The 25,713-nt window shown below is 40.0% G+C and carries 24 protein-coding genes and 1 pseudogene; 17 read left to right on the top strand and 8 right to left on the bottom strand.

The genetic code is table 11. The features are described from left to right. Positions 1–239 precede the first annotated feature (239 nt). Positions 240–1,628, bottom strand: a complete 1,389-nt coding sequence (gene mpl, locus B0183_RS01585; protein WP_021114085.1) for a UDP-N-acetylmuramate:L-alanyl-gamma-D-glutamyl-meso-diaminopimelate ligase — start codon at positions 1,626–1,628, stop codon at positions 240–242. Positions 1,629–1,749: 121 nt separating this feature from the next. Here mpl and fbp point away from each other — a divergent pair, with 121 nt between their 5' ends. The 14 genes from fbp (at position 1,750) to B0183_RS01515 (ending at position 16,456) form a co-directional block, all read left to right on the top strand. Continuing rightward, a complete protein-coding gene (fbp, locus tag B0183_RS01580) occupies positions 1,750–2,751 on the top strand; it encodes a class 1 fructose-bisphosphatase (RefSeq protein WP_021114086.1) in 1,002 nt (333 codons plus the stop codon). A 147-nt stretch (positions 2,752–2,898) separates the two neighbouring features. Then, positions 2,899–4,494 (top strand): ABC transporter substrate-binding protein, encoded by a 1,596-nt coding sequence (locus B0183_RS01575; protein WP_078208232.1) that lies wholly within the window; start codon positions 2,899–2,901, stop codon positions 4,492–4,494. 128 nt (positions 4,495–4,622) lie between these two features. Then, positions 4,623–5,645 carry a LacI family DNA-binding transcriptional regulator gene (locus tag B0183_RS01570; RefSeq protein WP_005712203.1) on the top strand — a complete coding sequence of 341 codons (1,023 nt, stop codon included), beginning with the start codon at positions 4,623–4,625 and terminating at the stop codon, positions 5,643–5,645. 809 nt (positions 5,646–6,454) lie between these two features. Next, the gene (locus B0183_RS12585) at positions 6,455–7,396 is read left to right on the top strand and encodes a sigma 54-interacting transcriptional regulator (RefSeq protein WP_234701708.1); all 942 of its coding nucleotides are present in this window, start codon (positions 6,455–6,457) and stop codon (positions 7,394–7,396) included. Continuing rightward, on the top strand, positions 7,393–9,033 hold the full coding sequence (locus B0183_RS01560) for an ABC transporter substrate-binding protein (RefSeq protein ID WP_021117347.1): 1,641 nt from the start codon (positions 7,393–7,395) through the stop codon (positions 9,031–9,033). The genes B0183_RS12585 and B0183_RS01560 overlap by 4 nt, the downstream gene beginning before the upstream one ends. 1 nt (position 9,034) lies before the next feature. Then, positions 9,035–9,997 carry an ABC transporter permease gene (locus B0183_RS01555; protein WP_078208231.1) on the top strand — a complete coding sequence of 321 codons (963 nt, stop codon included), beginning with the start codon at positions 9,035–9,037 and terminating at the stop codon, positions 9,995–9,997. Between the two features lie 187 nt (positions 9,998–10,184). After that, positions 10,185–11,078, top strand: a complete 894-nt coding sequence (gene asd / locus B0183_RS01550; RefSeq protein WP_042905445.1) for an archaetidylserine decarboxylase — start codon at positions 10,185–10,187, stop codon at positions 11,076–11,078. A gap of 47 nt (positions 11,079–11,125) precedes the next feature. Next, positions 11,126–11,665, top strand: coding sequence for a DsbE family thiol:disulfide interchange protein (locus B0183_RS01545; RefSeq protein WP_021116207.1), 540 nt, complete (start codon positions 11,126–11,128; stop codon positions 11,663–11,665). A gap of 5 nt (positions 11,666–11,670) precedes the next feature. Next, a complete protein-coding gene (locus B0183_RS01540; protein ID WP_020997106.1) occupies positions 11,671–12,129 on the top strand; it encodes a cytochrome c-type biogenesis protein in 459 nt (152 codons plus the stop codon). After that, complete coding sequence (gene ccmI / locus B0183_RS01535) at positions 12,129–13,031, top strand: c-type cytochrome biogenesis protein CcmI (RefSeq protein WP_078208230.1); 903 nt, start codon at positions 12,129–12,131, stop codon at positions 13,029–13,031. Before B0183_RS01540 ends, ccmI begins: the two co-directional genes overlap by 1 nt. Before the next feature lie 32 nt (positions 13,032–13,063). Beyond that, positions 13,064–14,008 (top strand): tRNA (adenosine(37)-N6)-dimethylallyltransferase MiaA, encoded by a 945-nt coding sequence (gene miaA, locus B0183_RS01530; RefSeq protein ID WP_075606170.1) that lies wholly within the window; start codon positions 13,064–13,066, stop codon positions 14,006–14,008. A 54-nt stretch (positions 14,009–14,062) separates the two neighbouring features. Next, positions 14,063–14,344, top strand: coding sequence for an RNA chaperone Hfq (gene hfq, locus B0183_RS01525; RefSeq protein WP_005712219.1), 282 nt, complete (start codon positions 14,063–14,065; stop codon positions 14,342–14,344). A 49-nt stretch (positions 14,345–14,393) separates the two neighbouring features. Next, entirely contained in the window at positions 14,394–15,725 is a 1,332-nt protein-coding gene (hflX, locus tag B0183_RS01520; protein ID WP_457591950.1) for a ribosome rescue GTPase HflX, read from the top strand. A gap of 56 nt (positions 15,726–15,781) precedes the next feature. Next, complete coding sequence (locus B0183_RS01515; protein ID WP_078208228.1) at positions 15,782–16,456, top strand: phosphoglycolate phosphatase; 675 nt, start codon at positions 15,782–15,784, stop codon at positions 16,454–16,456. On the opposite strand, the gene B0183_RS13145 is transcribed toward B0183_RS01515, so the two are convergent. From B0183_RS13145 to uriH, 6 genes are all read right to left on the bottom strand, one after another. Continuing rightward, the gene (locus tag B0183_RS13145; RefSeq protein ID WP_415578959.1) at positions 16,457–16,780 is read right to left on the bottom strand and encodes a transposase-like zinc-binding domain-containing protein; all 324 of its coding nucleotides are present in this window, start codon (positions 16,778–16,780) and stop codon (positions 16,457–16,459) included. Positions 16,781–16,911: 131 nt separating this feature from the next. After that, on the bottom strand, positions 16,912–17,799 hold the full coding sequence (locus B0183_RS01505) for an N-acetylmannosamine kinase (RefSeq protein ID WP_078208227.1): 888 nt from the start codon (positions 17,797–17,799) through the stop codon (positions 16,912–16,914). Between the two features lies 1 nt (position 17,800). Next, the gene (locus tag B0183_RS01500; RefSeq protein WP_021112750.1) at positions 17,801–18,496 is read right to left on the bottom strand and encodes an N-acetylmannosamine-6-phosphate 2-epimerase; all 696 of its coding nucleotides are present in this window, start codon (positions 18,494–18,496) and stop codon (positions 17,801–17,803) included. Between the two features lie 189 nt (positions 18,497–18,685). Next, positions 18,686–19,594: a pseudouridine-5'-phosphate glycosidase gene (locus B0183_RS01495; protein ID WP_015939678.1), complete on the bottom strand. Its 909-nt coding sequence runs from the start codon at positions 19,592–19,594 to the stop codon at positions 18,686–18,688. Continuing rightward, positions 19,587–20,690: a PfkB family carbohydrate kinase gene (locus tag B0183_RS01490; protein ID WP_021112727.1), complete on the bottom strand. Its 1,104-nt coding sequence runs from the start codon at positions 20,688–20,690 to the stop codon at positions 19,587–19,589. Before B0183_RS01490 ends, B0183_RS01495 begins: the two co-directional genes overlap by 8 nt. Before the next feature lie 180 nt (positions 20,691–20,870). Then, the gene (gene uriH, locus B0183_RS01485) at positions 20,871–21,803 is read right to left on the bottom strand and encodes a uridine-preferring nucleoside hydrolase UriH (protein ID WP_035522194.1); all 933 of its coding nucleotides are present in this window, start codon (positions 21,801–21,803) and stop codon (positions 20,871–20,873) included. Positions 21,804–22,085: 282 nt separating this feature from the next. Between uriH and B0183_RS01480 the strand changes: the two genes are divergently transcribed. The 3 genes from B0183_RS01480 to deoD all read left to right on the top strand — a co-directional run bounded on the left by B0183_RS01480 (position 22,086) and on the right by deoD (position 24,964). Beyond that, a complete protein-coding gene (locus B0183_RS01480; protein WP_078208226.1) occupies positions 22,086–23,345 on the top strand; it encodes a NupC/NupG family nucleoside CNT transporter in 1,260 nt (419 codons plus the stop codon). 91 nt (positions 23,346–23,436) lie between these two features. Next, complete coding sequence (gene deoC / locus B0183_RS01475; protein WP_005712239.1) at positions 23,437–24,216, top strand: deoxyribose-phosphate aldolase; 780 nt, start codon at positions 23,437–23,439, stop codon at positions 24,214–24,216. A gap of 28 nt (positions 24,217–24,244) precedes the next feature. Further along, the gene (gene deoD / locus B0183_RS01470) at positions 24,245–24,964 is read left to right on the top strand and encodes a purine-nucleoside phosphorylase (protein WP_005712241.1); all 720 of its coding nucleotides are present in this window, start codon (positions 24,245–24,247) and stop codon (positions 24,962–24,964) included. Between the two features lie 524 nt (positions 24,965–25,488). Here the strand turns inward: deoD and B0183_RS12435 are convergent. After that, a pseudogene (locus tag B0183_RS12435) lies at positions 25,489–25,713 on the bottom strand (IS256 family transposase, variant Zn-binding type); the annotation flags it as partial.

Here is a 25,713-nt window from a genome sequence, read left to right as displayed (position 1 = left end):
AACTGACGTGAACCCTATGATCTAAGGTGATCTGTTTTATGTCTTACACTCAAAATCTGACCGCATAATCAATCACGATATTTGCATTTTTAACCGTTGCAAGCGGTACTTTTGTCTGATTTTCTACAATTTTATTCAGTAAAATTCAATAGACAGAAAAAGCGAGTCATTATGGCATTTTAAGAGAAAAATAGAAAGGCAAAAGTAAATAACGTACCATAAATAACATTGAATGTATTTTATACAATGTTTGCGGCTACTAACGAAAAAGGTAGTCTCTCTAATAACTTCTGATGAATCCCGCCAAATGCCCCATTACTCATCACTAAAATATGATCCGTTGGTTTAGCTTCCTTGACAATCAATTCCACTAATTCATCTAGGCTTGTCGACCATTGTGCCGGCTGGCTTAGTGCATCTGTAATCGTGCTGACTTGCCACGGAATGGTATCGGGTTGATAAACAAAGACGGCATCAGCGTCTTTCAACGATGGGGCAATTTCCTCTTTGTGAACGCCCATTTTCATTGTGTTTGAACGAGGCTCTAATACCGCTAAAATGCGTTGTTCTTTACCTACTTTGCCACGAAGTGCGTCGATGGTTGCTAAAATAGCGGTTGGGTGGTGGGCAAAATCATCATAAACGGTAATGCCATTCACTTCCCCTTTGACTTCTAAACGACGGTTGGCATTGATAAAGCTGTTTAAACCTAAACAGGCTTGCTCAACGCTTACCCCCGCGTGATGTGCTGCAGCAATCGCCATTAAGCCGTTGTGCATATTGTGAGCACCAAGCAAGTTCCATTTCACTTCTCCTGCTTTTTGCTGTTTATGGTAAATCGCAAAATGAGAATAGTCTGAACTTAACGGCTCTGCAAACCATTCTTGATTTTGTCCGATAAATTGCTGCTCGCTATAACAGCCCATTTTTAAGGTGTTTTGGACATTTTCATCTGATGTTGCAGACAAAATGCAGCCATTTTGTGGCATTGTGCGGATAAGATGATGGAACTGGCGTTGAATTGCTTTTAAATCATCAAAAATATCTGCGTGGTCAAAATCAATGTTATTAATAATTAAAGTTTTTGGATTGTAATGTACGAATTTAGAACGTTTATCAAAAAAGGCTGAATCATATTCGTCCGCTTCAATCACAAAGAAATCGCTTGAGCCTGCACGAGCAGAAATACCAAAGTTGCCTGCCACACCGCCGATTAAGAAACCCGTATCAATGCCAGCTTGATCTAAAATCCAGCTTAACATTCCCGTTGTGGTGGTTTTGCCGTGTGTGCCTGAAACGGCAAGCACCCAACGATCTTTGAGTAAATGATCTCTTAGCCATTGTGGCCCTGAAGTGTATGGCAAGCGGTGATTTAAGATATGTTCTACGCAAGGATTACCACGGCTAATCGCATTGCCGATAATAATCATATCGGGAACAGGATCGAGCTGTGCAATATCGTAATGGGGGATAATTTCAATGCCACTTTTTTCCAAAAAGGTACTCATTGGTGGATAAACATTGGTATCTGACCCTGTGACTCTATAACCTAACTCCCTTGCAATAATCGCCACGCCACCCATAAAGGTTCCACAGATCCCTAAAATATGAATATGTTGCTGTTTCATAGCATTCCTTACATAAAAATTGTGAACAGTATCACAAAACAAAACTTTACTCGAAAACAGAGCTTCAATGGGCGAGTATAATAAAGCAAACTGCATTGAATAGCTAATAAGGAGATAAAAAATGAAAACATTAGGCGAATTTATTGTTGAACGCCAAGCAGAATATCCAGGAGCTACGGGGGAACTCAGTGGTATTCTATCGTCCATTCGTTTGTCAGCCAAAATCATTCACCGTGATATTAACCGAGCAGGTTTAACCCAAGATATTTTAGGTGTATCTGGCGATGAAAACATTCAGGGCGAAACCCAGATGAAGCTCGATGTATTTGCCAACGAAACAATGAAAAAAGCATTAATTGCTCGTGGCGATGTGGCAGGATTTGCATCTGAAGAAGATGATACTTTCGTGGCGTTTGATACAGAACGTGGTCGAAATGCAAAATACATTCTAATGACAGATCCCCTTGATGGTTCGTCCAACATTGATGTGAATGTGTCTGTCGGAACAATCTTTTCGATCTACAAACGTGTATCACCGATTGGTACACCAGTGACGATGGATGATTTCTTACAGCCTGGACGTAAACAGGTTGCAGCAGGCTATGTGACCTATGGTTCATCAACAATGTTAGTTTATACGACGGGTAATGGCGTAAACGGCTTTACCTATGATCCTTCTTTAGGTTTGTTCATTCTCTCTCACCCAAATATGAAAATGCCGTTTGAAGGCAAATATTATTCGATTAACGAAGGGCAATATCTCAAATTCCCAGAGGGCGTGAAGAAATTCATTAAATTCTGCCAAGAAGAAGATAAAGCAACGGGGCGCCCATACTCTTCTCGTTATATCGGCTCATTGGTTTCAGACTTCCACCGTAACTTGTTAAAAGGCGGTATCTACATTTATCCAAGTACGAAAAGCCACCCGAACGGTAAATTACGCCTACTTTACGAAGGCAACCCGATGGCATTTTTAGCTGAACAAGCTGGTGGTATGGCGACAGACGGATTTAATCCGATTTTAGATATTAAACCGACAGAACTACATCAACGTGTGCCGTTCTTTGTGGGTTCAACAGCAATGGTGCAAAAAGCGGGTGAGTTAATGGCTGAATTTCGCTAGTAAATAATGGAAAGAAACTCACCGCTTGTTTACGCAAGCGGTGAGTTTTTTATATCATTTTGTTATAAAGACCACATTTTTGTTCTTTACCTTCAATAAAATAATCAGTATCTTACTCGCAATTTTTCACTCTTTATTGGAGATATTATGAAATTAAATACAAAATTCTCTCTCTTAGCTGCAACGTTATTGGTTTCAACCGTTGCTCAAGCCGCAGATAAAACGTTCATTAACTGTGTTAGCCGTTCACCAACAGGCTTTAGCCCTGCATTAGTGATGGACGGGATTTCGTATAATGCAAGTTCACAACAAGTGTATAACCGCCTTGTTGAGTTCAAACGTGGTTCAACAGATATTGAACCTGCTCTTGCAGAAAGCTGGAGAGTGAGTGATGATGGTTTAACTTATACCTTTAATTTGCGTAAAGGTGTGAAATTCCACTCAAATAAAGAGTTTACCCCAAGTCGTGATTTTAATGCGGACGACGTAGTATTCTCATTTCAACGTCAGTTAGATCCAAATCACCCATATCACAATGTATCTAAAGCAACTTATCCGTACTTCAAAGCAATGAAATTCCCAACATTGTTGAAATCAGTGGAAAAAGTTGATGAACATACAGTGAAAATTACTTTAAATCGCCAAGATGCGACATTCCTAGCAAGTTTAGGTATGGACTTCATCTCGATTTATTCAGCGGAATATGCAGATAAAATGTTAGCGGCAGGCAAACCAGAAACCATTGATACAACCCCTATTGGTACTGGTCCGTTTGTGTTTGCAGGCTATCAAGTGGATCAAAAAAGCCGTTATTTAGCACATAAAGAGTATTGGAAAGGAAAAGCCGATATTGACCGCTTGATCTTTGAAATTGTCCCTGATGCTACGGCTCGTTATGCAAAATTACAAGCGGGTGCTTGTGACTTAATTGATTTCCCAAATGCAGCGGATCTTGAAAAGATGAAAACCGATCCAAAAGTGAATTTACATTCTCAAGAAGGGTTAAATATCGCATATATTGCGTTCAATACTGAAAAAGCGCCATTTGATAATGTGAAAGTACGTCAAGCATTAAACTATGCGGTAGATAAAAATGCCATCATTGATGCCGTTTATCGTGGAGCTGGTGTTGCTGCGAAAAACCCACTTCCACCAACAATTTGGGGCTATAATAACGAAATTACAGGTTATGAATATAGCCCAGAAAAAGCAAAACAGTTATTAAAAGAAGCTGGCTTTGAAAATGGTTTTGAAACGGATATTTGGGTACAGCCTGTGGTGCGTGCTTCTAACCCGAACCCACGTCGTATGGCGGAATTAGTGCAAAGCGACTGGGAAAAAGTGGGCGTGAAATCAAAACTGGTTAGCTATGAGTGGGGCGACTACATCAAGCGTACTAAAGCAGGTGAATTAACAGCTGGTACTTACGGTTGGTCGGCAGATAATGGTGATCCTGATAACTTCTTATCGCCATTATTCGGTAGTGAAAACGTGGGTAACAGTAACTACGCTCGCCTCAAAAATCCTGAATTAGATGCGTTATTACACAAAGCGGTTGGTTTATCTGACAAGGCAGAGCGTGCCAAAATTTATGAACAAGCACAGGTATTGTTAAAAGAACAAGCCCCTTGGATCAACGTAGCACACTCAATTAACTTTGCCCCAACAAGTAAACGTGTTCAAGACTATAAACAAAGCCCATTTGGTTATACTTACTTATATGGTACGAAGTTGGCGGATTAATCTGTCTTAACAGGAAAGGGAAGCAATAAGCTTCCTTTTTCATTTCATTACCGATGAGAAGATAAATCAGCTATAATTCTTCCCAAAAATAAAGAAATAAAATACACATCTTAAATAAGGGAGAATATATGGAAATTAAGTCGTCACGGAAACGCTTAACCCTCAATGATATTGCACAACTTGCGGGTGTATCAAAAACCACAGCAAGTATGATCTTAAATGGGCAGGCAGAACAATTTCGCATTAAGCCTGAAACCCGCCAAAAAGTTGAAGAAATCGCAAAACAGCACGGTTATCGTGCAAATGCTTATGCAAAAGCACTTAAACTACGTCGCACCAATGTTATTGGTCTGGTCATTCCTGATTTAACCAATTATGGCTTTGCCTCTACAGCAAAGACTTTAGAGAAATTGTGCCGAGAGAATGGTTTGTACTTAGTCATTGCTTGTTCTGATGATAATCCTCAACAGGAGAAACAAGCGATAGATCGTTTACTTGACCGTCAAATTGATCTCTTAATTACCGCTCCAACACATCAAGATCCAAAATACTATAAATCCGTATTAAAGCACACTCTTCTATTACAACTTGACCGCTATGTTCCTCAACTTGAATTAGGTTATGTGATTAGTGCTGATACCGAAAAAATTGCAGAACTAGTATCTCTAACGATCCAACGCTATCAACTTAAAGAATATTTTTATTTTGGCGGTCAATGCTCACTTTCTCCTAGTGAATCTCGTTTAGCTGGTTTTCGCCAAGGCTTAAAGCAAGGTAACTTACAAGAAGAAAGCGGTTGGATTTTACATAAAAATTACCAACCTGAATCGGGTTATCAGTTGATGGCAGAGCTGGTTGAACGTTTAGGGCGTTTGCCTGAAGCAGTATTTACCGCGTCTTATACCATTTTGGAAGGTGTTCTACGTTACCTCACTGAACACAAGCAAATGGATAAACTGTTGAACGGTCAATTACATTTAGCCACTTTTGATGATCACGATTTACTTAACGCTCTGCCGTTTCATATTCATTCGATTAAACAGAATCATCAACAAATTGCATTTTCGCTGTTTAATCTGATACGCCAAAAGTTGCAAGGAAAGCCAATGGAGCAGTTAAAAGTAGAATGTGAAATTATTTGGAGAAGATAAGATGATTACAAGTATAGCCTAGATTTTTCTCCCTACAATAATAGTTAATCCATTCTTGTCTTACTATATTGTAAACAAAAATTTCCAAAATTCTTTTTTCGGAGTATCATAAGCGGACAGATCAAAGGCTTATTTTACAAAAGGAAGAGAAGATGCGATTTGCGATTGAGTGTATTGAACGTGTGGGCGTTGCTCAAGATATTTTAAGTTTATTGGCAACGCAAGGCATAAATTTAGAAGGGATCGAACTGCAAAAATTAGGCGAAAAAGGGCTTGTTTATTTGCGTACTGAAGCAATGGAGACTAGCCAGCAAGCTAATTTTGTCAAACAGTTGAAGAAAATTCCAAGTATTACTGCTGTTCAAGAAATTCATCATCTTCCACAAGAACGTAAAAATCTTGAGTTGAGAGCCTTAATTGAGGCGTTGCCTAATCCTGTTTTATCGCTTGATCTCAACGGTAAAATTGCCTTTGCTAATTCTCAAGCCTGTAAAGTTTTATTACCGATTTATCGCCAGTCGCTACCTAAGAAAAAACAAGAGCAAATTCTTTCTCTTGAAGGCGTTGATCTCAACGAAATTATCGTCAATCTCAATCGCACCAAATGGTATCAGTGGGTTTTGCAACAAGGTCGTTCTATTTTACCGACAACGTTACAGCCAATTTCTCACCCTATTCAATTTAATGATCAAGTATGGCGAATGGATTTACTGCCGATTGAATTGTGGGAGGCGGCACAAAACCGACCGCTTGGGTATGTTGTTACCCTGCAATCTCAGCAAACAATGCAACTCGATTTACGTCAATTTATGGCAAATCAAAACAGTGATTTCGATCATATTTTGACGAAGAGTGCCAAAATGAAAGCGGTGATTGAACAAGCCAAGAAATTTGCGACACTCAATGTGCCTTTGCTTATTCAAGGCGAAACGGGAACAGGTAAAGATTTGTTTGCCAAAGCGTGCCACCAATTTAGTTTTCGTCGGGATCAAAAATTCATTGCCGTTAATTGTGCTGGATTGCCTGAAGAAGAGGCTGAGAGCGAAATGTTTGGACATCACGGTGGCGACCGTACGCACGTTGGCTTTTTTGAGTATGCCAATGGCGGAACAGTATTGCTCGACTCGGTTGCAGAACTATCCCTTGAAATGCAAGGCAAATTATTACGTTTTTTGAATGATGGATCATTTCGCCGCGTAGGTGAAGATAAAGAAATTCAAGTTGATGTGCGTGTTATTTGTACATCACAAAAACCGCTTGCGACCTTAGTTGCGGAAGGAAAAGTACGCGAAGATTTATACCATCGCTTGAATGTGCTTACCTTGAATTTACCGCCGTTGCGTGAAAGACAAGGGGATTTAATGCTACTGACCGATCACTTTATTACCCAAATCAGTCAGCAACTAGGCATTCGTAAACCGCTTTACGATGAACATTTTATCAAAGCTCTGCAAGCCTATCATTGGTCTGGAAATTTACGCGAACTTTATAATGCAATTTATCGAGCTTGCTCTTTAGCTACCGATCAACTTAAAGCGAGTGATCTTAACTTGCCTGAAACGGTACCAAGCCATTTTGAAATTTCACATTTAGAGCAAGGTTCATTAGAAGAGCTGGTTAATCGTTTTGAAGCCTCACTGTTACGCAAGTTCTATGCGGAATATCCAAGTACGCGTAAATTGGCTCAACGCTTAGGTGTTTCACATACTGCAATTGCCAATAAATTGCGGAGTTATGGGATCAGCAAATGATGAAACAACTTATGCTATGGGGATTTGCATTTTTAGGCACATATCTCACCGCTTACGCATCTCCTAAAATTCCACAAGCGTTACTGACAGACAGTCTGGTTTACTGTACCAGTGCCTCTGGTTTTTCTTTTAATCCTCAAAAAGCCGATGTTGGTTCAAATATGAATGTCGTTACAGAACAGATTTACGACAAACTGATTGAATTTGATCCCGAACAAAACCAGCTGAAGCCTGCCCTTGCAGAACGCTTTGAAATGAGTGAGGACGGTTTAACCATTACGTTATATTTACGCAAAAAAGTCTCTTTTCATCATACAAAATGGTTTACGCCAACACGCTATTTGACAAGTGAAGATGTGATCTTTTCTTTAAATCGAATTTTAGGCAAAGTTGGGGAACTGCCTGAGCTTAATCGAGAAGTACTACATCAAGTTCGTCACCGAATTGCAGACCGCACCCATTTCTCTTATTTTGAAAGTGTCGATCTTGCTAATCAGATCGTCGAGATTTCAGCGCCTTCATCGCATATCGTTAAAATTCGTTTGGCACAGCCTGATAGCTTAATTTTGGCCCATCTTGCCAGTCAGTATGCGGTGATTTTATCGAAAGAGTATGCCTTACAACTCAATGCCGATGATAATCTAATGCAACTCGATATTCTGCCTGTTGGCACGGGGGTATATCAGCTTGATAATTATGTACAAAACGATTTTGTTCGCTTACAGCCTAATCCTCGCTATTGGGGCAAAAAAGCCAATATCAGTAATTTAGTGGTGGATTTCTCTACCTCTGGCACAGGGAGAATGGCAAAGTTTTTGAACAACGAGTGCGATATTTCTGCCTTTCCAGAACCAAGTCAGCTCTCTATTTTGGATAAAACGCAAGGCTATGTAATTGAAACGGCTGGGGCAAACCTTGCCTTTTTAGCCTTTAATTTCCGCCAAGATAAAATGAAAGATCCAGCATTACGCCAAAAAATTGCGACAAGTATTGATCGTGAGCGTCTGGCGCGTATTCTGTTTTACGGCGTTGCTGAAGTACCACAAAATGTACTGCCGAAGGCGTTGTATGCGCAAGAAAATCCAACAAGCTACCCTTATTATCCGCCTGATACGAGTAAAAAAATGGAGGAAACAGACCGCTTAACGCTATGGGTAATTGATGAGAAACGTGTTTATCACTTGCACCCGTTAAAAATGGCGGAATATCTGCGTGCAGAGTTGGCGAAAGTGGGGATTACACTCAATGTTCGCCAAGTGAGCCGAGCCTACTTAACTCAGCAACTTGAAAATCATCAGGCAGATTATGATTTAATTCTAAGTGGTTGGTTAGCCAATAATTTTGATCCTGATAGTTTTCTCTCTTCGATTTTAAGTTGTCGCTTGCAAGATGCGGTGACCAATCTATCTAATTGGTGTAGCGTGGAATTTGATGAATTGCTTAAATTAGCAAGAACCGCTGAAGATCCACAAAGCCGAATGCAATATTATCAACAACTTCAAACTCTACTTGAAGAACGCTTACCGCTGTTACCTTTGGTGAATGTCAAACGGTTGTTAGTTGCCAATAACAGCGTTAAGAATGTCAAAATCAGTGCGTTTGGGCAGGTTAAATTATCTGACATTAAGGTGAAATAAAATGTTGTTCGTTCTTATTCGTAAGCTCTTGTTAATCATCATTTCACTGATGATTTTATCGCTTATCAGTTATTTTATTTTGCTGAGAAATCCGCATTATTCTGTCATTGAACAAGGCTTCTCAGGATATGTAATTTATTTGCAACAATTGCTTGAAGGGAATTTAGGCGTTAGCGAAATGACAGGTGAGCCTTTAACGAAATTAATTTTAAATGTCTTTCCAGCCACGATCTCGCTCTGTTTATCGGCTATGTTACTTTCGTTGATGCTAGGCATTCCGCTTGGCTTTTTTGCGGCGCTACAACGGCAAAATATGATTGGCAAACTGTTAGGCTCACTGGGGTCATTAAGCCTTGCTGTGCCTGTATTTTGGCTTGCCATTGTCTTATTGGCGTATGCTTCTAGCCATCATTGGGCAATTTCAGCTGTCGGCGAACTCCACCCCATTTATGCGGTGCCAACAATCACAGGCGTTAAAATTTTAGATATTTTTCTTTCAGATACACCACATAAATTAAAAATGATGCAAAGCGCCTTGCATCATCTTGCACTGCCTACCCTTGTATTAGCCGTGCCAGCGACGTTAGAAATTATCCGAATGACAAAACAACGTACGGAATATGTGCTGAAACAAAATTATGTCAAAGTCGCTCGTACACGAGGCTGGTCGCCACTTAAAATCTGGTGGGTGCATATTTTACGCAATACCTTGCCTCCACTTATTCCGATGATCGCAAGAAATATCACTTTAATTTTCGCCTTTGCTATGCTTGTCGAAAATGTGGTGAGCTGGGGAGGCGTAGGACGTTGGATAGTTAATGCCCTTGCACTAAAAGATTACAATGCGATTTCCGCAGGCGTGCTTGCGATTGGTATTTTTGTTCTCAGTGTGGATTTACTGGCAAGCCTATTAACTACCCTACTTGACCCATCGCAGAAAAAAGATTGGTATGTCAAGGTATAAGAAACAATGGGGACTTTTAGGGGGGCTATATCTCGTGCTGTTAAACATTTTTTACTCTGCTAATACGCTTTGTTTTCTGCATTTAATTTAGAAAATATAGTTTGTTGTGTCTCATTGTATCTACTCATTCTTCCGTGCATTTGCTATACTTTTATTCCTTTAACTTATTTATTCATCGGATACTGCAATGCAATTAAAATCCTACCCAGCGCCAACCTACGCACAACGTGCCAAAATCGCGTTTCAATATATGATGCCACAGCTATATTTAACCCAAACCGCAGGCTGGCTGGCGGAACGTAAATGGGGGGCAATCACTCATTTCATCATCAATGTTTTTGCGAAAAAATACCAAGTCAATTTAGCAGAAGCAGAAAAAAACAAGGCTTCTGATTATTCGTCATTCAATGAATTTTTTATTCGCCCATTAAAGGAAAATGCTCGTCCGATTAACCAAGATCCGCAAGCACTCTGTTTACCTGCGGACGGTCGTGTGAGTGAGTTGGGTAAAATTGAAGAGAACCAATTATTACAAGCGAAAGGTCACCAATTTAGCTTAGAAACATTACTTGCTAATGATCTTAATCTGGCAGATAAATTCAAAAACGGCAATTTTATTACCACTTATTTATCGCCAAGAGATTATCATCGTGTGCATATGCCGTGCGATGCAACGTTGCGTAAGATGATCTATGTGCCTGGTGAGCTGTTTTCGGTCAATCCATTTTTAGCAGAACACGTTCCAAATCTTTTTGCGCGTAACGAACGTGTGATTTGTGAATTTGAAACGGCATTTGGTCCTATGGTGCAAATCCTTGTAGGAGCAACCATTACCGCAAGTATGAGTACTGTTTGGGCTGGAGTAATCAATCCGCCAAGAGCAAAAGAGGTGACGGTTTATGAATATCTCACCACAGGCGAAACCGCAGTACATCTGAAAAAAGGGCAAGAAATGGGAGCATTCCGTTTAGGCTCTACGGTGATTAATTTGTTCCCGAAAGGTGCTGTGGAGTTGGAAGCTCACTTAAAAGCAGGCGAACCAACCAAAATGGGTGAACGTTTAGGTAAAATCAATCTCTAAAAATTAGGGCGTTCATATACGCCCTTTGTTATGTGTAAGGAAAACAGATGAAAGCCAAGTTACTTATTCCACTGATTGTTTTTTTAGGGTTAATTATTACCTTTACTATTCAGCTTCAACGCAATGCCAATGGAGAAGATCCAAAAGCACTTGAGTCTGCTCTCGTAGGTAAAACGATCCCAGAATTTAAGTTAGAATCGTTACACGAAGCAACACAGATGTTAGATTCATCTGTGGTTAAAACAGGAACGCCACGCTTATTAAACGTATGGGCAACCTGGTGTCCAACTTGTTTTGCTGAACACCAATTTTTAACTGTTCTTGCTAAACAAGGGGTTGAAATTGTTGGGATAGATTATAAAGATGAGCGTGCTAAGGCCTTAAAATTTTTAAAAGATTATGGTGATCCTTACAAAGCCATTGTTTATGATCCAAAAGGCTCTTTAGGGTTAGATTTAGGGGTTTATGGTGCGCCTGAAACCTTTATTATTGATGGTAACGGTAAAATTCATTACCGCCACACAGGAGATGTGAATGAAAAAGTGTGGAATGAAGTGCTAAAACCAATGTATGAGAAATTGAAGTAATGGCTATGAAGAAATTATTTGCACTCTTATTGCTTGTCTCCGCATTAAGCATAGCTTCGACGGATATTCAGCAATTTGATAATGCACAGCAAGAATCTGATTATCGTGCGTTAATCCAAGAGCTACGTTGTCCCCAATGTCAAAATAACAATATTGCAGATTCAAATGCAACCATTGCGACAGATATGCGTAACAAAACCCTTGAGCTATTGAAACAAGGTAAAAGTAAAGATGAAGTCGTTGGCTATATGGTGGAACGTTATGGTAATTTCGTTACCTATGATCCGCCTATCACACCAGCGACCATTCTACTCTGGCTTATGCCGTTATTATTAATTGGGGTAGGTTTAGGCATTATGTTTAAACGTAAAAAGCGTGTACAAGCGGTCAGTTCTGAGCAGAAAAATGCAAATGTGGTTGATACAGCTCGCCTTAATCAGATTTTAAACGAAAAGGATAAATAATGAATTTTTGGATTTTAGTCACGATTATTACGCTGATTATTGGCGTAGTGGCGTTCTACCCTTTATTGAAACAGCGTCAAAATTTAAGTGCACAAAAGCGTGATAACCTGAATAAGGCATTCTATTTTGACCGTTTAAAAGAAGTGGAACAAGAAGCGGCAGCGGGAATTATTGAAGATAGCGAGCAGACGAAGCTCGAACTTCAACAAAGCCTGCTTGATGATATTCCTGAACATCAAGCACAAGCGGTAAGTTCGGCGAAATCATTTGGACATCTTGGCAAATTATGGTTTATCACCTTGATCTTATTGATTGGCGGTATTAGTGCTGGGATCTATTGGAACATCGGTTCGTGGTTTAGTGGCACAATGCTTGAAATGAGCCACAAAAAGCTTGATTATTTTTATGAAAGAGTAAAAACGGAAGAAACCGATCCCCTTTCAGAACAAGAGCTGAACCAATTTGCAATGGCACTGCGTGTTGAGCTACAAAAAAATCCGAATGACGATAAACATTGGTTTATGTTGGGTCAGTTAGGAATGGCGTTGGATAATGGACAGCTAGCTCTTGATAGCTTTGCTAAAGCGAGCAAACTAAAACCAGAGAATATGCAGTATAAGTTACGCCACGCTGAAATTTTATTGTTCTCTGAAGACCCAAAAGATAAATCACAAGGTGAGTTATTGCTCAAAGAAGTGATTAGGGCAGATCATACAAATACCAATGCCTTGAGCTTATTGGCTTTCCGTGCGTTTGAACAGGAAGACTATAAAATGGCGGCAATGACGTGGGGAATGATGTTGAAGCTAATGCCTGAAGATGACCCTCGTCGTCCTACGATTGAGCGTAGTATTCAATCTGCGTTGTCGATGATAAAATCAGGAGAAATAAAAACCCCCTAACTCACCGCTTGTTATTTTATAGACTAGATGTAATGCAAAAACCTCTCGCAATTTTTTTAATGGGGCCAACAGCATCGGGGAAAACCGATCTTGCCATTGCCCTACGTCAGCAGATTCCTGTTGAGGTAATCAGTGTGGATTCCGCCTTAATTTATAAGGGTATGGATATAGGCACGGCTAAGCCGAGTAAGGCTGAACTCGAACTTGCCCCCCATCGTTTAATTGATATTCTTGACCCATCAGAAAGCTATTCGGTAATGAATTTTCGTGAAGATGCGTTACGAGAAATGGCGAATATTACGGCTCAAGGTAAAATTCCGTTGTTGGTAGGCGGAACAATGCTTTATTACAAATCATTGCTTGATGGTTTATCGCCATTGCCTTCAGCAGATCCAGCTATTCGGGCAGAAATTGAAGCAAAAGCAGAGCAAATCGGTTGGGCAGGTTTGCATCAAGAGCTGGTTAAAATTGACCCGATTTCAGCTGAGCGGATCAACCCTAATGATAGCCAGCGTATTAATCGGGCGTTAGAGGTCTTTTATATTTCGGGAAAAACAATGACGGAACTCACCGCTCAACAAGGCGAAGGTATTCCTTATGAGATAATGCAGTTTGCGATAGCCCCTCAAGAGCGTGCCGTGCTACATCAACGGATTGAGCAACGTTTTCATAAAATGATCGATTTAGGCTTTGAACAAGAAGTTCGACAGCTTTATCAACGGGGCGATTTAAATGTTGATCTGCCTTCTATTCGCTGTGTCGGTTATCGACAAATGTGGGAATATTTGGAAGGACAAACTTCTCTTGATGAAGCAATCTTTAGGGGCATTTGTGCAACTCGTCAGCTGGCTAAACGCCAAATTACTTGGCTAAGAGGTTGGACGAGTGGGTTGGAATGGCTTGATAGTTTGGATCCTGAAAATTCTTATAAAAAAATGATCGAAAAAGTACAGCAAAAGCATTTGAAACTGTGGTAATATCGCAACGCCTTTGGCAAAGCATTAAACAACAATAATTAGAAGGAACATAAAATGGCAAAAGGTCAATCTTTACAAGATCCATACTTAAATGCACTTCGCCGTGAACGGATTCCAGTTTCCATTTACCTCGTGAATGGCATTAAATTACAAGGTCAAATTGAGTCTTTCGATCAATTCGTTATTTTATTAAAAAACACAGTGAGTCAAATGGTTTACAAGCACGCAATTTCAACCGTTGTGCCAGCTCGTGCGATTTCTCACAACAATAACTCTAACCACGCTCATCAAGCCGCACCAGTGCAATCTGCTGAAGTGGTAGAGAAAGTGGAATAATTTTATTACTACGTTAGACCTCTTGAATGAACCAAACACAGCAAATTCTGTGTTTGGTTTTCCGTTGCCTGAAAAAACACAAAACACGCCTGACAAAGAGCGTGCTATTGTGGTACATCTTTATCTCTCTCAAACTAAAGATGTGGAAAATCTGATGGAATTTCAAACTCTTGCCGAGTCCGCAGGGGTAGAGGTTGTCGCTACATTGACAACCACACGTTCCGCACCCCATATCAAATACTATGTTGGTCAAGGTAAAGCCCAAGAAATTGCGGATGCAATCAAAGATTTTGATGCGACCGTCGTTTTAATTAATCACCAACTCAGCCCTGCTCAAACGCGTAATCTACAATCCCTTTGCGATTGCCGAGTGGTGGATCGTACAGGCTTGATTTTGGATATTTTTGCCCAAAGAGCAAGATCTCACGAAGGTAAGTTACAAGTCGAGCTGGCACAGCTTCGCCATTTATCCACTCGCTTAGTCCGCCGTTTAGGTAACCAAGATCAACAAAAAGGCGGTGCGGTAGGCTTACGAGGCCCAGGGGAAACCCAGTTAGAAACAGATCGCCGTTTAATTAAAGTGCGTATTCAGCAGTTACAAAACCGCTTGGAAAAGGTAAGTAAACAGCGTGATCAGAACCGCAAAACTCGTCAAAAAGCAGACATTCCAACCATTTCCCTTGTGGGTTATACCAACGCAGGTAAATCAACCCTATTTAATGTGATTACTGATGCAGGTGTTTATGCGGCAGATCAACTGTTTGCTACCCTTGACCCGACATTAAGACGAATTCAAATTCAAGATGTTGGCACAGCGATTTTGGCAGATACCGTTGGCTTTATTCGCTTTTTGCCCCACGATTTAGTTTCTGCGTTTAAATCCACCCTACAAGAAACCACAGAAGCGACATTGTTGCTACACGTTATTGATGGTGCAGACGACCGTAAAAATGAAAATATTGATGCAGTTAATCAAGTGTTAGATGAGATTGAAGCATTAGAAATTCCGACCTTGCTCGTGTATAACAAGGTGGATCGCTTGGACAGCATTGAGCCACATATCGAATACAACGATGACGGCAAACCTGTGGCGGTTTATCTTTCGGCACAACAAAATCAAGGCATTGATCTGCTATTTGAAGCAATGCGAGTCAGACTTAAAAACGAGCTGGTCTGTGAAAGAGTACTGCTACCCACAACAAGCGGTCAGATTTACACTAAATTTTACCAACAGCAATGTATCAAATCAGAGCGTTTCACCGAATTTGGCGATCGTTTAGTGGAAATTGAAGTCGATAAAATTCAATGGCAAAAGTGGCTTAAACAATACCCTGAACTCACAGAATTTGTTGAGTTTGCGAAATGGGAAGCAGAGAGTTAATATTGACCTAAAAACAAAATATCGAGCGTATCTCACCGCTTGGTTAAGGAAATAAGATGACGAAACAATTCAAATTAATCGGTTTTGACCTAGATGGAACGCTAGTCAATAGCTTGCCCGATTTAGCCTTATCGCTTAACTCTGCCTTCGCCGAAGTTGGCTTGCCACAAGCCCCTGAAGAGCTTGTACTGACTTGGATCGGCAATGGAGCTGATGTGCTTTTTGCGAAAGGAATGGAATGGACAGGAAAAGCAGATGAATTTTCACAGGAAGAATTAGCCCAAATTAAACGCCGATTTGGATATTTTTATGGCGAAAATGTCTGCAACATCAGCAAACTCTATCCAAATGTTAAAGAAACATTAGAAACACTTAAAACACAGGGCTATATTTTAGCCGTAGTCACAAACAAACCAACTAAACACGTTTTACCTGTGTTGCAAGCCTTTAAAATCGATCATCTCTTTTCTGAGGCTCTTGGTGGACAATCTCTGCCTCAAATAAAACCACACCCAGCCCCACTTTATTACCTTTGTGGCAAATTTGGTTTATATCCCCACGAAATGTTATTTGTCGGCGATTCTAAAAACGATATTCTGGCAGCGAAAGCAGCTGGTTGTAAAAGCGTAGGTTTAACCTATGGCTATAACTACAACATTCCAATTAGTGAATCTGAGCCTGATTATGTTTGTGAGGATTTTGCTGAGATTTTGAAAGTCATACACCAGTAACTAGTAAGGTAGCATTTGAATAATAGGCATAGTAGGCAAATTTATTACCCATCTATCAAAAATTATTGGCATAGTAGACAAGAGTGTTGTTTTTTTGCAAACTATGCCTCTAATGGACAAACGTTGAACAGTTCTAATGGAACAGTGATATTTTTCGGATAATTGTTTATAGGTTTGTTTTCCTATTGTGTAATCATCTATTGGATTTAATTTATTTGTGGAAGAAAATGTTTTATGGCAGGACGAACAAAAGTATCTCTGAATATTATTTTTATTTCCATACTTTTGGATATTGTTCCTAAGGCAAAAAGGACTGGTTTTTATTCATATTTCAAAAAGTGGCTTAAAGCCTTATAGTACAAGGCTTTAAGCCGCTTTTTATCAACGCTTTTGTCTACTATGCCTAATCATATCTAATGATATCAGCGGTAAAACATTTAATAATGTAATAATCATTATATCTGTTTTTGATTTTCAGCCCACCAAGCTGCGCCTATCAATCCTGCATCTTGAGCATAATAAGCAGGAACAACTTCAGGACGATAAATTTCAGGCATTTCGGAAAGGAAATGGGTTACTCTGGCTAAATAACCTTCTGCTAATCCAACACTTCCGCCAAGGGTAATTCGTTGAATGTCTAAGTTAATTTTGAGATCAGCAATTAAATGAGCAATCGCTTTTGCAGATTTATCCACTAAAGCAGCCGCTTGTGGATCGCCTGCTCTAAAGCGTGCAAACACTTCTGGCGGTTCGCAAGGGTTATCCCATTTGGCTGCATCACGAGCAATCGCACGCCCTGCAGCAACCGCTTCGACACAGCCGACACGTCCACAGCCACACACTTCCTCATTTGGATCAGCAAGGCTATGTCCGATATGTCCAGCTACGCCGTTTGTGCCAGTAAAGAGTTTGCGATTTAAGATAATACCGCCCCCTACGCCTGTCGAAACGGTAATAAAGGCAAAATTTTCAATGTCATCTTGACGTAAAAATTCAGCACAACCCGCCGCTTGGGCATCATTTAACAGTGTAATCGGCTTGTCCGTGTGTTTGGCAACGCTTTGCTCAAGAGGAAAGAATGCCAGATTGCCTAAATTTTTCGGGTTAAGTGCGGTTAGAATACCCTTTTGAATAATTCCCGTTGAAGCCACCGAAACCTGATCAAATTTCCCTTTGAACTGCGTTAAAATTTGTGCCAAAGCGCTGTCTAGAGCTTCTGCACTTGGATTTTGTGGTGTGTGAATTTGTGTACGTTCCGCCACTATTGCTTCTTTTCCCTTTAAGGTAACAAGAGCGGCAGCGATTTTGGTTCCACCCACGTCAATGGCTAAACAAGCGGTCATATTAGGCTCCTGTTTTGCGATTATCAATGGCGGTCACAAACCAGCTCACAATATGCTCAAGGCGAGTTAAAGCAGAGCCAACGGTTACAGCATAAGCCCCATTTTCAACCGCAACGGCAGCAAGTTCAGGGGTATTGTAACGCCCTTCAGCCATTACACGACAACCACTGGCGACTAAATCACGCACCAGTTGTACATCTGGCTCATCAGGGGTTTCACCGCCTGTATAGCCTGACATTGTGCTACCGATTAAATCTACGCCTAACTCTTGGCAGTGCATACCTTCTTTGTAGTTTGAGCAGTCCGCCATTGACATTGCTCCTAACTCTTGGATACGTCTTGCACAGGCTTCAATCGTGGTTGGACGAACACGATCTGTACCATCAAAGGCAATAATGTCTGCTCCTGCGTGATACAAATCGTCAATATCTTGTAAGAATGGCGTGATACGAACAGGGCTGTCAGGTAAATCACGTTTTACGATACCGACAATCGGCACATCAACGACTTTACGCACCGCTTTTAAATTATCAATGCCTTCAATACGAAGCCCTGCCGCTCCGCCAATGACTGATGCTTTTGCCATTGCCGCTACAATCTCTGGCGAGTCCATCGGACCGTCATCAACAGGTTGGCAAGAAGCAATTAAACCATTTTTTAATTGTTCTAAAATTTGTTGTTTGGTTAATCTCGACATAAAAACTCCATTAGCATTAAACAAAAAGAAAATTTACTCCAAAGCATACCCCTACAAATGAAGTAATGCAATCAATAGCATTAAAAAGTGAGAGATAGATCAAATTTTTCTACAAATAAAAAACAAAACGGTGAATTTATTACAAATTCACCGTTCAAGATAAGTCGTTATAAAACGAGTTTTAATCGATTATTTAAAAAATTCAACGGCTAAACGAGCACCGACTTTCGCATTATTTTTCACCAGCTTGATATTCGCTTCTAAGCTCTTGCCTTCGGTCATTTCAACGATTTTACCGAGTAAGAATGGCGTAATATCTTTACCTATAATGCCTTTTTCTTCGGCTTCTTTTACTGCTGTATCAATAATACCGTTGATATAACTTGGTGCTAATTCATCTTCTTGTGGAATTGGGTTTGCAACGACCACGCCACCTTCTAAGCCTAGCTGCCATTTCACTTTGATCATTTCAGCAATTTCAGTTAATTCTTCACACGATAACGCCAATGGTAAACCGCTATCACGAGTAAAGAATGCTGGTAGATTTTTGGTTTTATAACCAACGACAGGCACACCTTTGGTTTCTAAATATTCTAAGGTTGCATCAAGGTCAAGGATAGATTTCGCCCCTGCACAAATAACGGTTACGCTTGTTTGTGCTAATTCATCAAGGTCCGCAGAAATGTCTAATGTGGTTTCCCAGCCTTTATGTACGCCACCTAATCCTCCTGTTACGAAGAATTTAATACCTGCAAGGTGAGCACAAATCATTGTAGAAGCAACCGTTGTTGCCCCTAATTTTTTAGACGCAATAATCTGTGGTAAATCACGGCGAGAAACTTTTGCGATCCCTTTGCTGCTACCAAATAACTCTAATTCATCATCAGAAAGACCAATACGGATTTTGCCATCAATGATTGCAATCGTCGCAGGTACAGCACCGTTATCACGGATAATTTGCTCAACTTCCCTTGCCATTGCAACATTTTGTGGATATGGCATACCGTGAGAAATAATGGTCGATTCTAAGGCAACAATCGGCAAGCCTTGAGCCATACCACGTTGCACTTCATCAGATAAAATAAGGTAGTTATTCATAATAATGCTCCATTTCGGTTTCTAATTGAGATTTGGTTAAATTTGGTCGAACAGTAAATTCCGACTGAATTGTATGATAGGCGTTGGTTAAACCAGCTAAGATCGCCTTGTCTTGCTCATAATTATTAAGCCAAGCATAAATAAATGCTCCACTAAAAGAGTCGCCTGCACCTGTGACATCAATCACTTTGTGGCTATCCACTTTTTTAACGGAATACCAACGGGTTTCATCCTGAGATGCACTCAAAATAGCTTTAGAACCTGCGGTTAATACAATTTGTTTTACGCCTTTTGCTAACAATATTTTAGCGGCTTCTTCAATTTTTTGATCGGTATCTAATAGCATATCTAAATAGGCTGCAAGTTCCCCTTTATTGATGATTAAGCAACTTACACCTTGTAAATCTTGAGGAAGACGATCCATTTTCGGTTCGGAAACGGCAATCAACACCAAAGGAATGTGATAACCTTCGGCACTTTTGCAAAGGTATTCAATGGTCGCTTTTGGACAATTCAGATCAGCCACAATACAACGAGCATTTTTAATTAATGCAGTGTGTTTATTCAGGGCTTCAGGGGTTAAGCTGTCATAAATCGACATATCCGCTAAGCCTAGATACATTTCGCCTTCTTTGTCTAGTAATGCGGTATAACAGCCTGTAGATTGTCCTTCTACGGTAATCACATTATTCATATCCATAAACTCAGACGAGAAGGATTTAATTCTCTCCCATTCAGGATCGTTGCCAACCGTAGAAATAAAGCTCACTTTCTGCCCGAGTCTGCCTAAATTCTCAGCCACATTACGAGCAACACCGCCAATCGTTGTTGTGGAATTTACTGGGTTTGACGTATAACCTCGAAGTTCTTCGTCCGTTTTAATTTTTTTATCAACATTCGCCGCACCAATACATAAAATAGCGCTACGCTCATTAAGAACATAAGCTCTGCCTAATAAATATTCTTTTTTTATTAGGGCGGAAATGATGTTGGCAATCGCTGAACGAGATAATCCCATATATTCAGCGAGTTCTTGCTGTGAAATGAAAGGGTTTTGACGTATTAAATCTAAAATCGTTTTTTCGTTCTGATTCATTGCCGAACTCCATTAGGACAAATGTTTTAACGAAAGGACATTTGTCATATTATTAAATCCATTAGAAACAGCGTCAATGTCTTTTTCAAAAATTTGTGAACAAGCTCACAAAAATAAAGACTGAATCCTGTTCAGCCTTATAGAGTATTGCAAAAAACTTGAAGAATCTAACCGCTTGTATTATTGAAGTCGTTTAATCGCATCAATCACGAGATCCCAAAAACGTTCTCGATCTAAAACTTTTGCCACATAAGTGTTACATTCTTTTGGCGGATAACGGAAATCTGCTACCGTCATTCCAAGTGTATGTGTTCCTGTTAATTCAATATTCACAGGGACTTTTTGTGTTTCGATAAGCGTCGGATCAATCACATAAGCTACGGCACAAGGATCGTGAACAGGTGGATAATCAAACCCTTGAGCCTGTTTATACATTTTGCCGAAGAAGTCTAACAGCTCCACCACAAATTTGGCTGGTTTAGTATTAATTGCGGCAATACGTTCTACAACCTCAGGCGTTGCTAAGGCTTGGTGAGTTAGATCTAAACCAACCATTGTCACTTTCCAACCTGCATTAAAAACAATATGAGCAGCTTCAGGGTCAATTTTAATGTTAAATTCCGCAACAGCACTCCAGTTACCTGTATGATAACCACCGCCCATTAACACCACTTCTTTTACTCTGTCGATAATTCTCGGCTCTAGTCGTGCCGCAAGGGCGATATTGGTTAAGCCCCCCGTTGGTACTAATGTAATAGTTTTTTCGGGGTGGCTCATAATTAGGTCAATAATGAGTTGAACGGCGTGCTGAGTAACGTGTTGTTGAGTAGCTTCAGGAAGAACGGGACCATCTAAACCTGATTCACCGTGAATACTTGGTGCAACTTCAACTTCTCTGACAAGCGGTCGGATTGCCCCTTTTGCAAAAGGGGTTCCCCGAATATTTGCAATTTCCGCAATGGCTAAAGCGTTTCGAGAAACTTTTTCCAAGGTTTGATTGCCAACAACTGTCGTTACCGCAAGTAAATCAATATCTGGATTGCCGTAAGCAAGCAAAATGGCAATAGCATCATCGTGTCCAGGATCGCAATCCAAAATAATTTTTTTACGCATATTATCTTCCTTTAGTTCAGTAAAAATTACCGTGGGTAAACTACAATAACTCTAACTCTATAAGGTGTAAAAGAAGCTGGCGTGAAAAATGAGAGCTACTTCACATTTTTGATAAATAAAGTCCATTTTCTGTCAATTTATTTTTTAACTATGTAAAAAGTTAAAGATCTTAGTTTGAAAACTTGGTACATTGTGTAGCCCATCATTTTTGATGAGTTAGTTGTTATAATCACTATAACATTTATCATATATCTCTTCTCTTTCTTTGAATGGAGTCCTTAAATGGGTACGTTAAATAGTTTATTGGGTATAGTTGTTCTACTAGGAATAGCTTTTCTTTTGTCAAACAACAAAAGAGCAATTAACTTCCGCACAGTTTTTGGTGCATTAGCTTCACAAATCGGTATTGCCGCATTAATTCTTTACGTTCCAGTGGGTCGTAATGCATTAGGTGCAATGGCAGAGGGGGTTGCTAAAGTGATTAGCTATGGTAACGAAGGCGTTGCTTTCTTATTTGGCGGTCTTGTTAGCGATAAAATGTTTGAAGTCTTTGGAGGCGGTGGTTTCGTCTTCGCATTCAGAGTTCTTCCTATCATTGTCTTCTTCTCTGCATTAATTTCATTACTTTACTATGTTGGAATTATGCAATGGGTCATCAAAATCATTGGTGGTGGCTTACAAAAAGTACTTGGTACATCTCAAGCGGAATCAATGTCAGCAGCTGCGAATATTTTCGCAGGTCAATCAGAAGCACCATTAGTGGTTAAACCTTACATCAGCAAAATGACTGAGTCAGAACTTTTTGCAGTAATGTGTGGTGGTTTAGCTTCTATCGCAGGTTCTGTAATGGCAGGTTACGCAGGTATGGGGGCTCCACTTACATACTTGATTGCGGCATCATTTATGGCTGCACCTGCAGGTCTTTTATTCGCTAAAATTATTCTTCCACAAACAGAAAAATTCAATGACAGCATTGAGAACGTTGAATTAGAAAAACCAGCAAACGTATTAGATGCAGCTGCTGCTGGTGCAAGCTCAGGTATGCACTTAGCATTAAACGTAGGTGCAATGTTAATTTCGTTCATTGCATTAATTGCATTAATCAATGGTGTTTTAGGCGCTGTCGGTGGCTGGTTCGGTTATGAAGGTCTAAACTTAGGTCTAATTCTTGGTTGGATATTTAAACCATTAGCTTGGGCAATCGGTGTTCCTTGGAATGAAGCTGAAGTCGCTGGTCAAATGATCGGTCTTAAATTAGCGATCAATGAGTTCGTGGGTTACTTAGAATTTGCTAAATACTTAGGCCCCGAAGCTCCAATGGCATTAACAGACAAAACTAAAGCTATCGTTACTTTCGCACTTTGTGGTTTTGCAAACTTTAGCTCTATCGCAATCTTAATCGGTAGTTTAGGTTCTATGGCACCAAATCGTCGTGGTGATGTAGCTCGCTTAGGTATCAAAGCGGTAGTTGCAGGTTCTCTTGCAAACTTAATGAGTGCTGCGATTGCAGGTCTATTTATCGGAATTGGTGGTGCGGTTTAACACTCTCAATTCTTGAACGAAACACCACAGGAAACTGTGGTGTTGTCGTTTATGGCAAAGTTAAACGATTGCTTTAAGTAAGGAATAAAGAATGAGTTTAAAATCTATTGCAAAACAAGCCTTATCTTTAATGGATTTAACCACATTAAATGATAATGACACCGATGAAAAAGTGGTAACATTATGCCAACAAGGCAATACGCTATTTGGTACGCCTGCAGCGGTGTGTGTTTACCCTCGTTTTATTCCAGTTGCTCGCAAAACATTAAAAGCTCAAGGAACAGAACAAGTTAAAATTGCGACTGTCACCAATTTCCCTCACGGTAACGATGATATTGACATTGCGGTGGCAGAAACCAAAGCTGCGGTGGCTTATGGTGCTGATGAAGTCGATGTGGTTTTTCCCTATCGTGCATTGATCGCAGGTAATGAACAAGTCGGTTTTGAGCTTGTCAAACAGTGTAAAGCGGTCTGTTCTGCCAATAATGTTGCATTAAAAGTGATTATTGAATCAGGCGAGCTGAAAACAGCGGAATTAATTCGTAAAGCGAGTGAGATTTCAATTAAAGCAGGGGCAGATTTTATCAAAACATCAACGGGTAAAGTGCCTGTGAATGCTACCCTTGAATCTGCTCATATTATGCTAGAAACCATTCGTGATTTAGGTGTTGCAGATAGCGTTGGTTTTAAAGCCGCTGGCGGTGTAAAAACCACCGAAGAAGCAGAGCAGTACCTCGCATTAACTGCTGAAATTTTAGGGCAAGATTGGATTAACCAAGCTCATTTCCGCTTTGGTGCATCTAGTTTATTAGCAAATTTACTTGCTACATTAAACGATGAACAAGTAAATCAAAATGTAACGGGATATTAATCTCTCAACAAACAAAGAGGAACAGACTATGACTCCACATATTAACGCACCAGCAGGTGCATTTGCCGATGTTGTATTAATGCCAGGTGACCCACTTCGTGCTAAATATATCGCTGAAACTTTCTTAGAAAATGCAGAACAAGTCACTAATGTCCGTAATATGTTCGGTTATACTGGAACTTACAAAGGTCGTCGTATTTCTGTAATGGGACACGGTATGGGTATTCCATCTTGCTCAATCTATGCGAAAGAATTAATCACCGAATACGGTGTGAAAAAAATTATTCGTGTAGGTTCTTGTGGTGCAGTACGCCAAGACGTGAAATTACGCGAAGTCATTATCGGTGTTGGTGCTTGTACTGACTCTAAAGTAAACCGTATCCGTTTCAAAGACAACGACTTTGCGGCAATTGCTGACTTTGATCTTACTTTAGCGGCTGTACAAGCAGCAAAAGCGAAAGGCATCAATGTGCGTGTAGGTAACCTTTACTCTGCAGATCTTTTCTATACTCCAGATGTAGAAATGTTTGATGTAATGGAAAAATACGGCATCTTAGGTGTTGAGATGGAAGCGGCTGGTATCTACGGTGTTGCTGCAGAATTTGGTGCAAAAGCATTAACCATCTGTACTGTTTCAGACCATATCCGTACGCACGAACAAACTACCGCAGAAGAGCGTCAACTAACCTTCAACGATATGATTGAAATTGCGTTAGAGTCTGTGTTGATTGGTGATCAGCAAGGTTAATTAAAGGCATACCCCCTGATTGATTAATCTGCATTTTTGTGAAATGAAGTATTACAACAATGCGGATTTTATCATAACTGTGCCGTAAAGTTCTCTCCTTCAGAGCGGAGATATAAGATATAAACGGTGTGGGTCGTTTCAAATCTAATTAATCAGGTATTTGTTGTTGCTTGATGTATTGGTGAATAATCGAATGGGGGAACCACCGCGGCTGCCAGCAAATCGTGTTTAATTTCAGTTTCTTCTTTTCATAGATCAAATATAAAATGTGGAAAAATCACGCTCTAAACTTTGTTAATGCAATTACGCAAAGACTTTAAGTTCTAGATAATGCCCAACGGCGAGCAAATCCGCATAATTAAGCAGTTCTGCGGCTATGCTAGGGCATAGTAGACAAAATGGTTGCTAATTTTGTAAAAACTATGCCTATATGACAAAGTGGTTGCTAATGAATATTTTAATTATTCTTAGCAACTCTTTTTATTTAAAAAAATCCTTTATAAACATAATCTTATGTCTTTTCATTAATCCTGTATGATGCGATAGTTTTCCTTTAGTTGCCCAAATAAGTTTTCAAGTCTATTTGTCGTTTTTTCGATATTTAAATCGCCATGCTTTTCATAGGTAAATAGATAATCCATATAACGTTTAAAACTATGATAAGCACTTCTTACATTTCTATGTTTATAAGGATAATAGCCCTTTTCATTCGGTTTATCTGACCGTTCTTCTAAAAACGCTTTATGTTT

The sequence above is a fragment of the Glaesserella parasuis genome, from assembly GCF_002015085.1.
Classification (GTDB): domain Bacteria; phylum Pseudomonadota; class Gammaproteobacteria; order Enterobacterales; family Pasteurellaceae; genus Glaesserella; species Glaesserella parasuis.
Note: the sequence above shows the minus strand (reverse complement) of the source record. Positions and strands in the feature narration are given on the sequence as shown.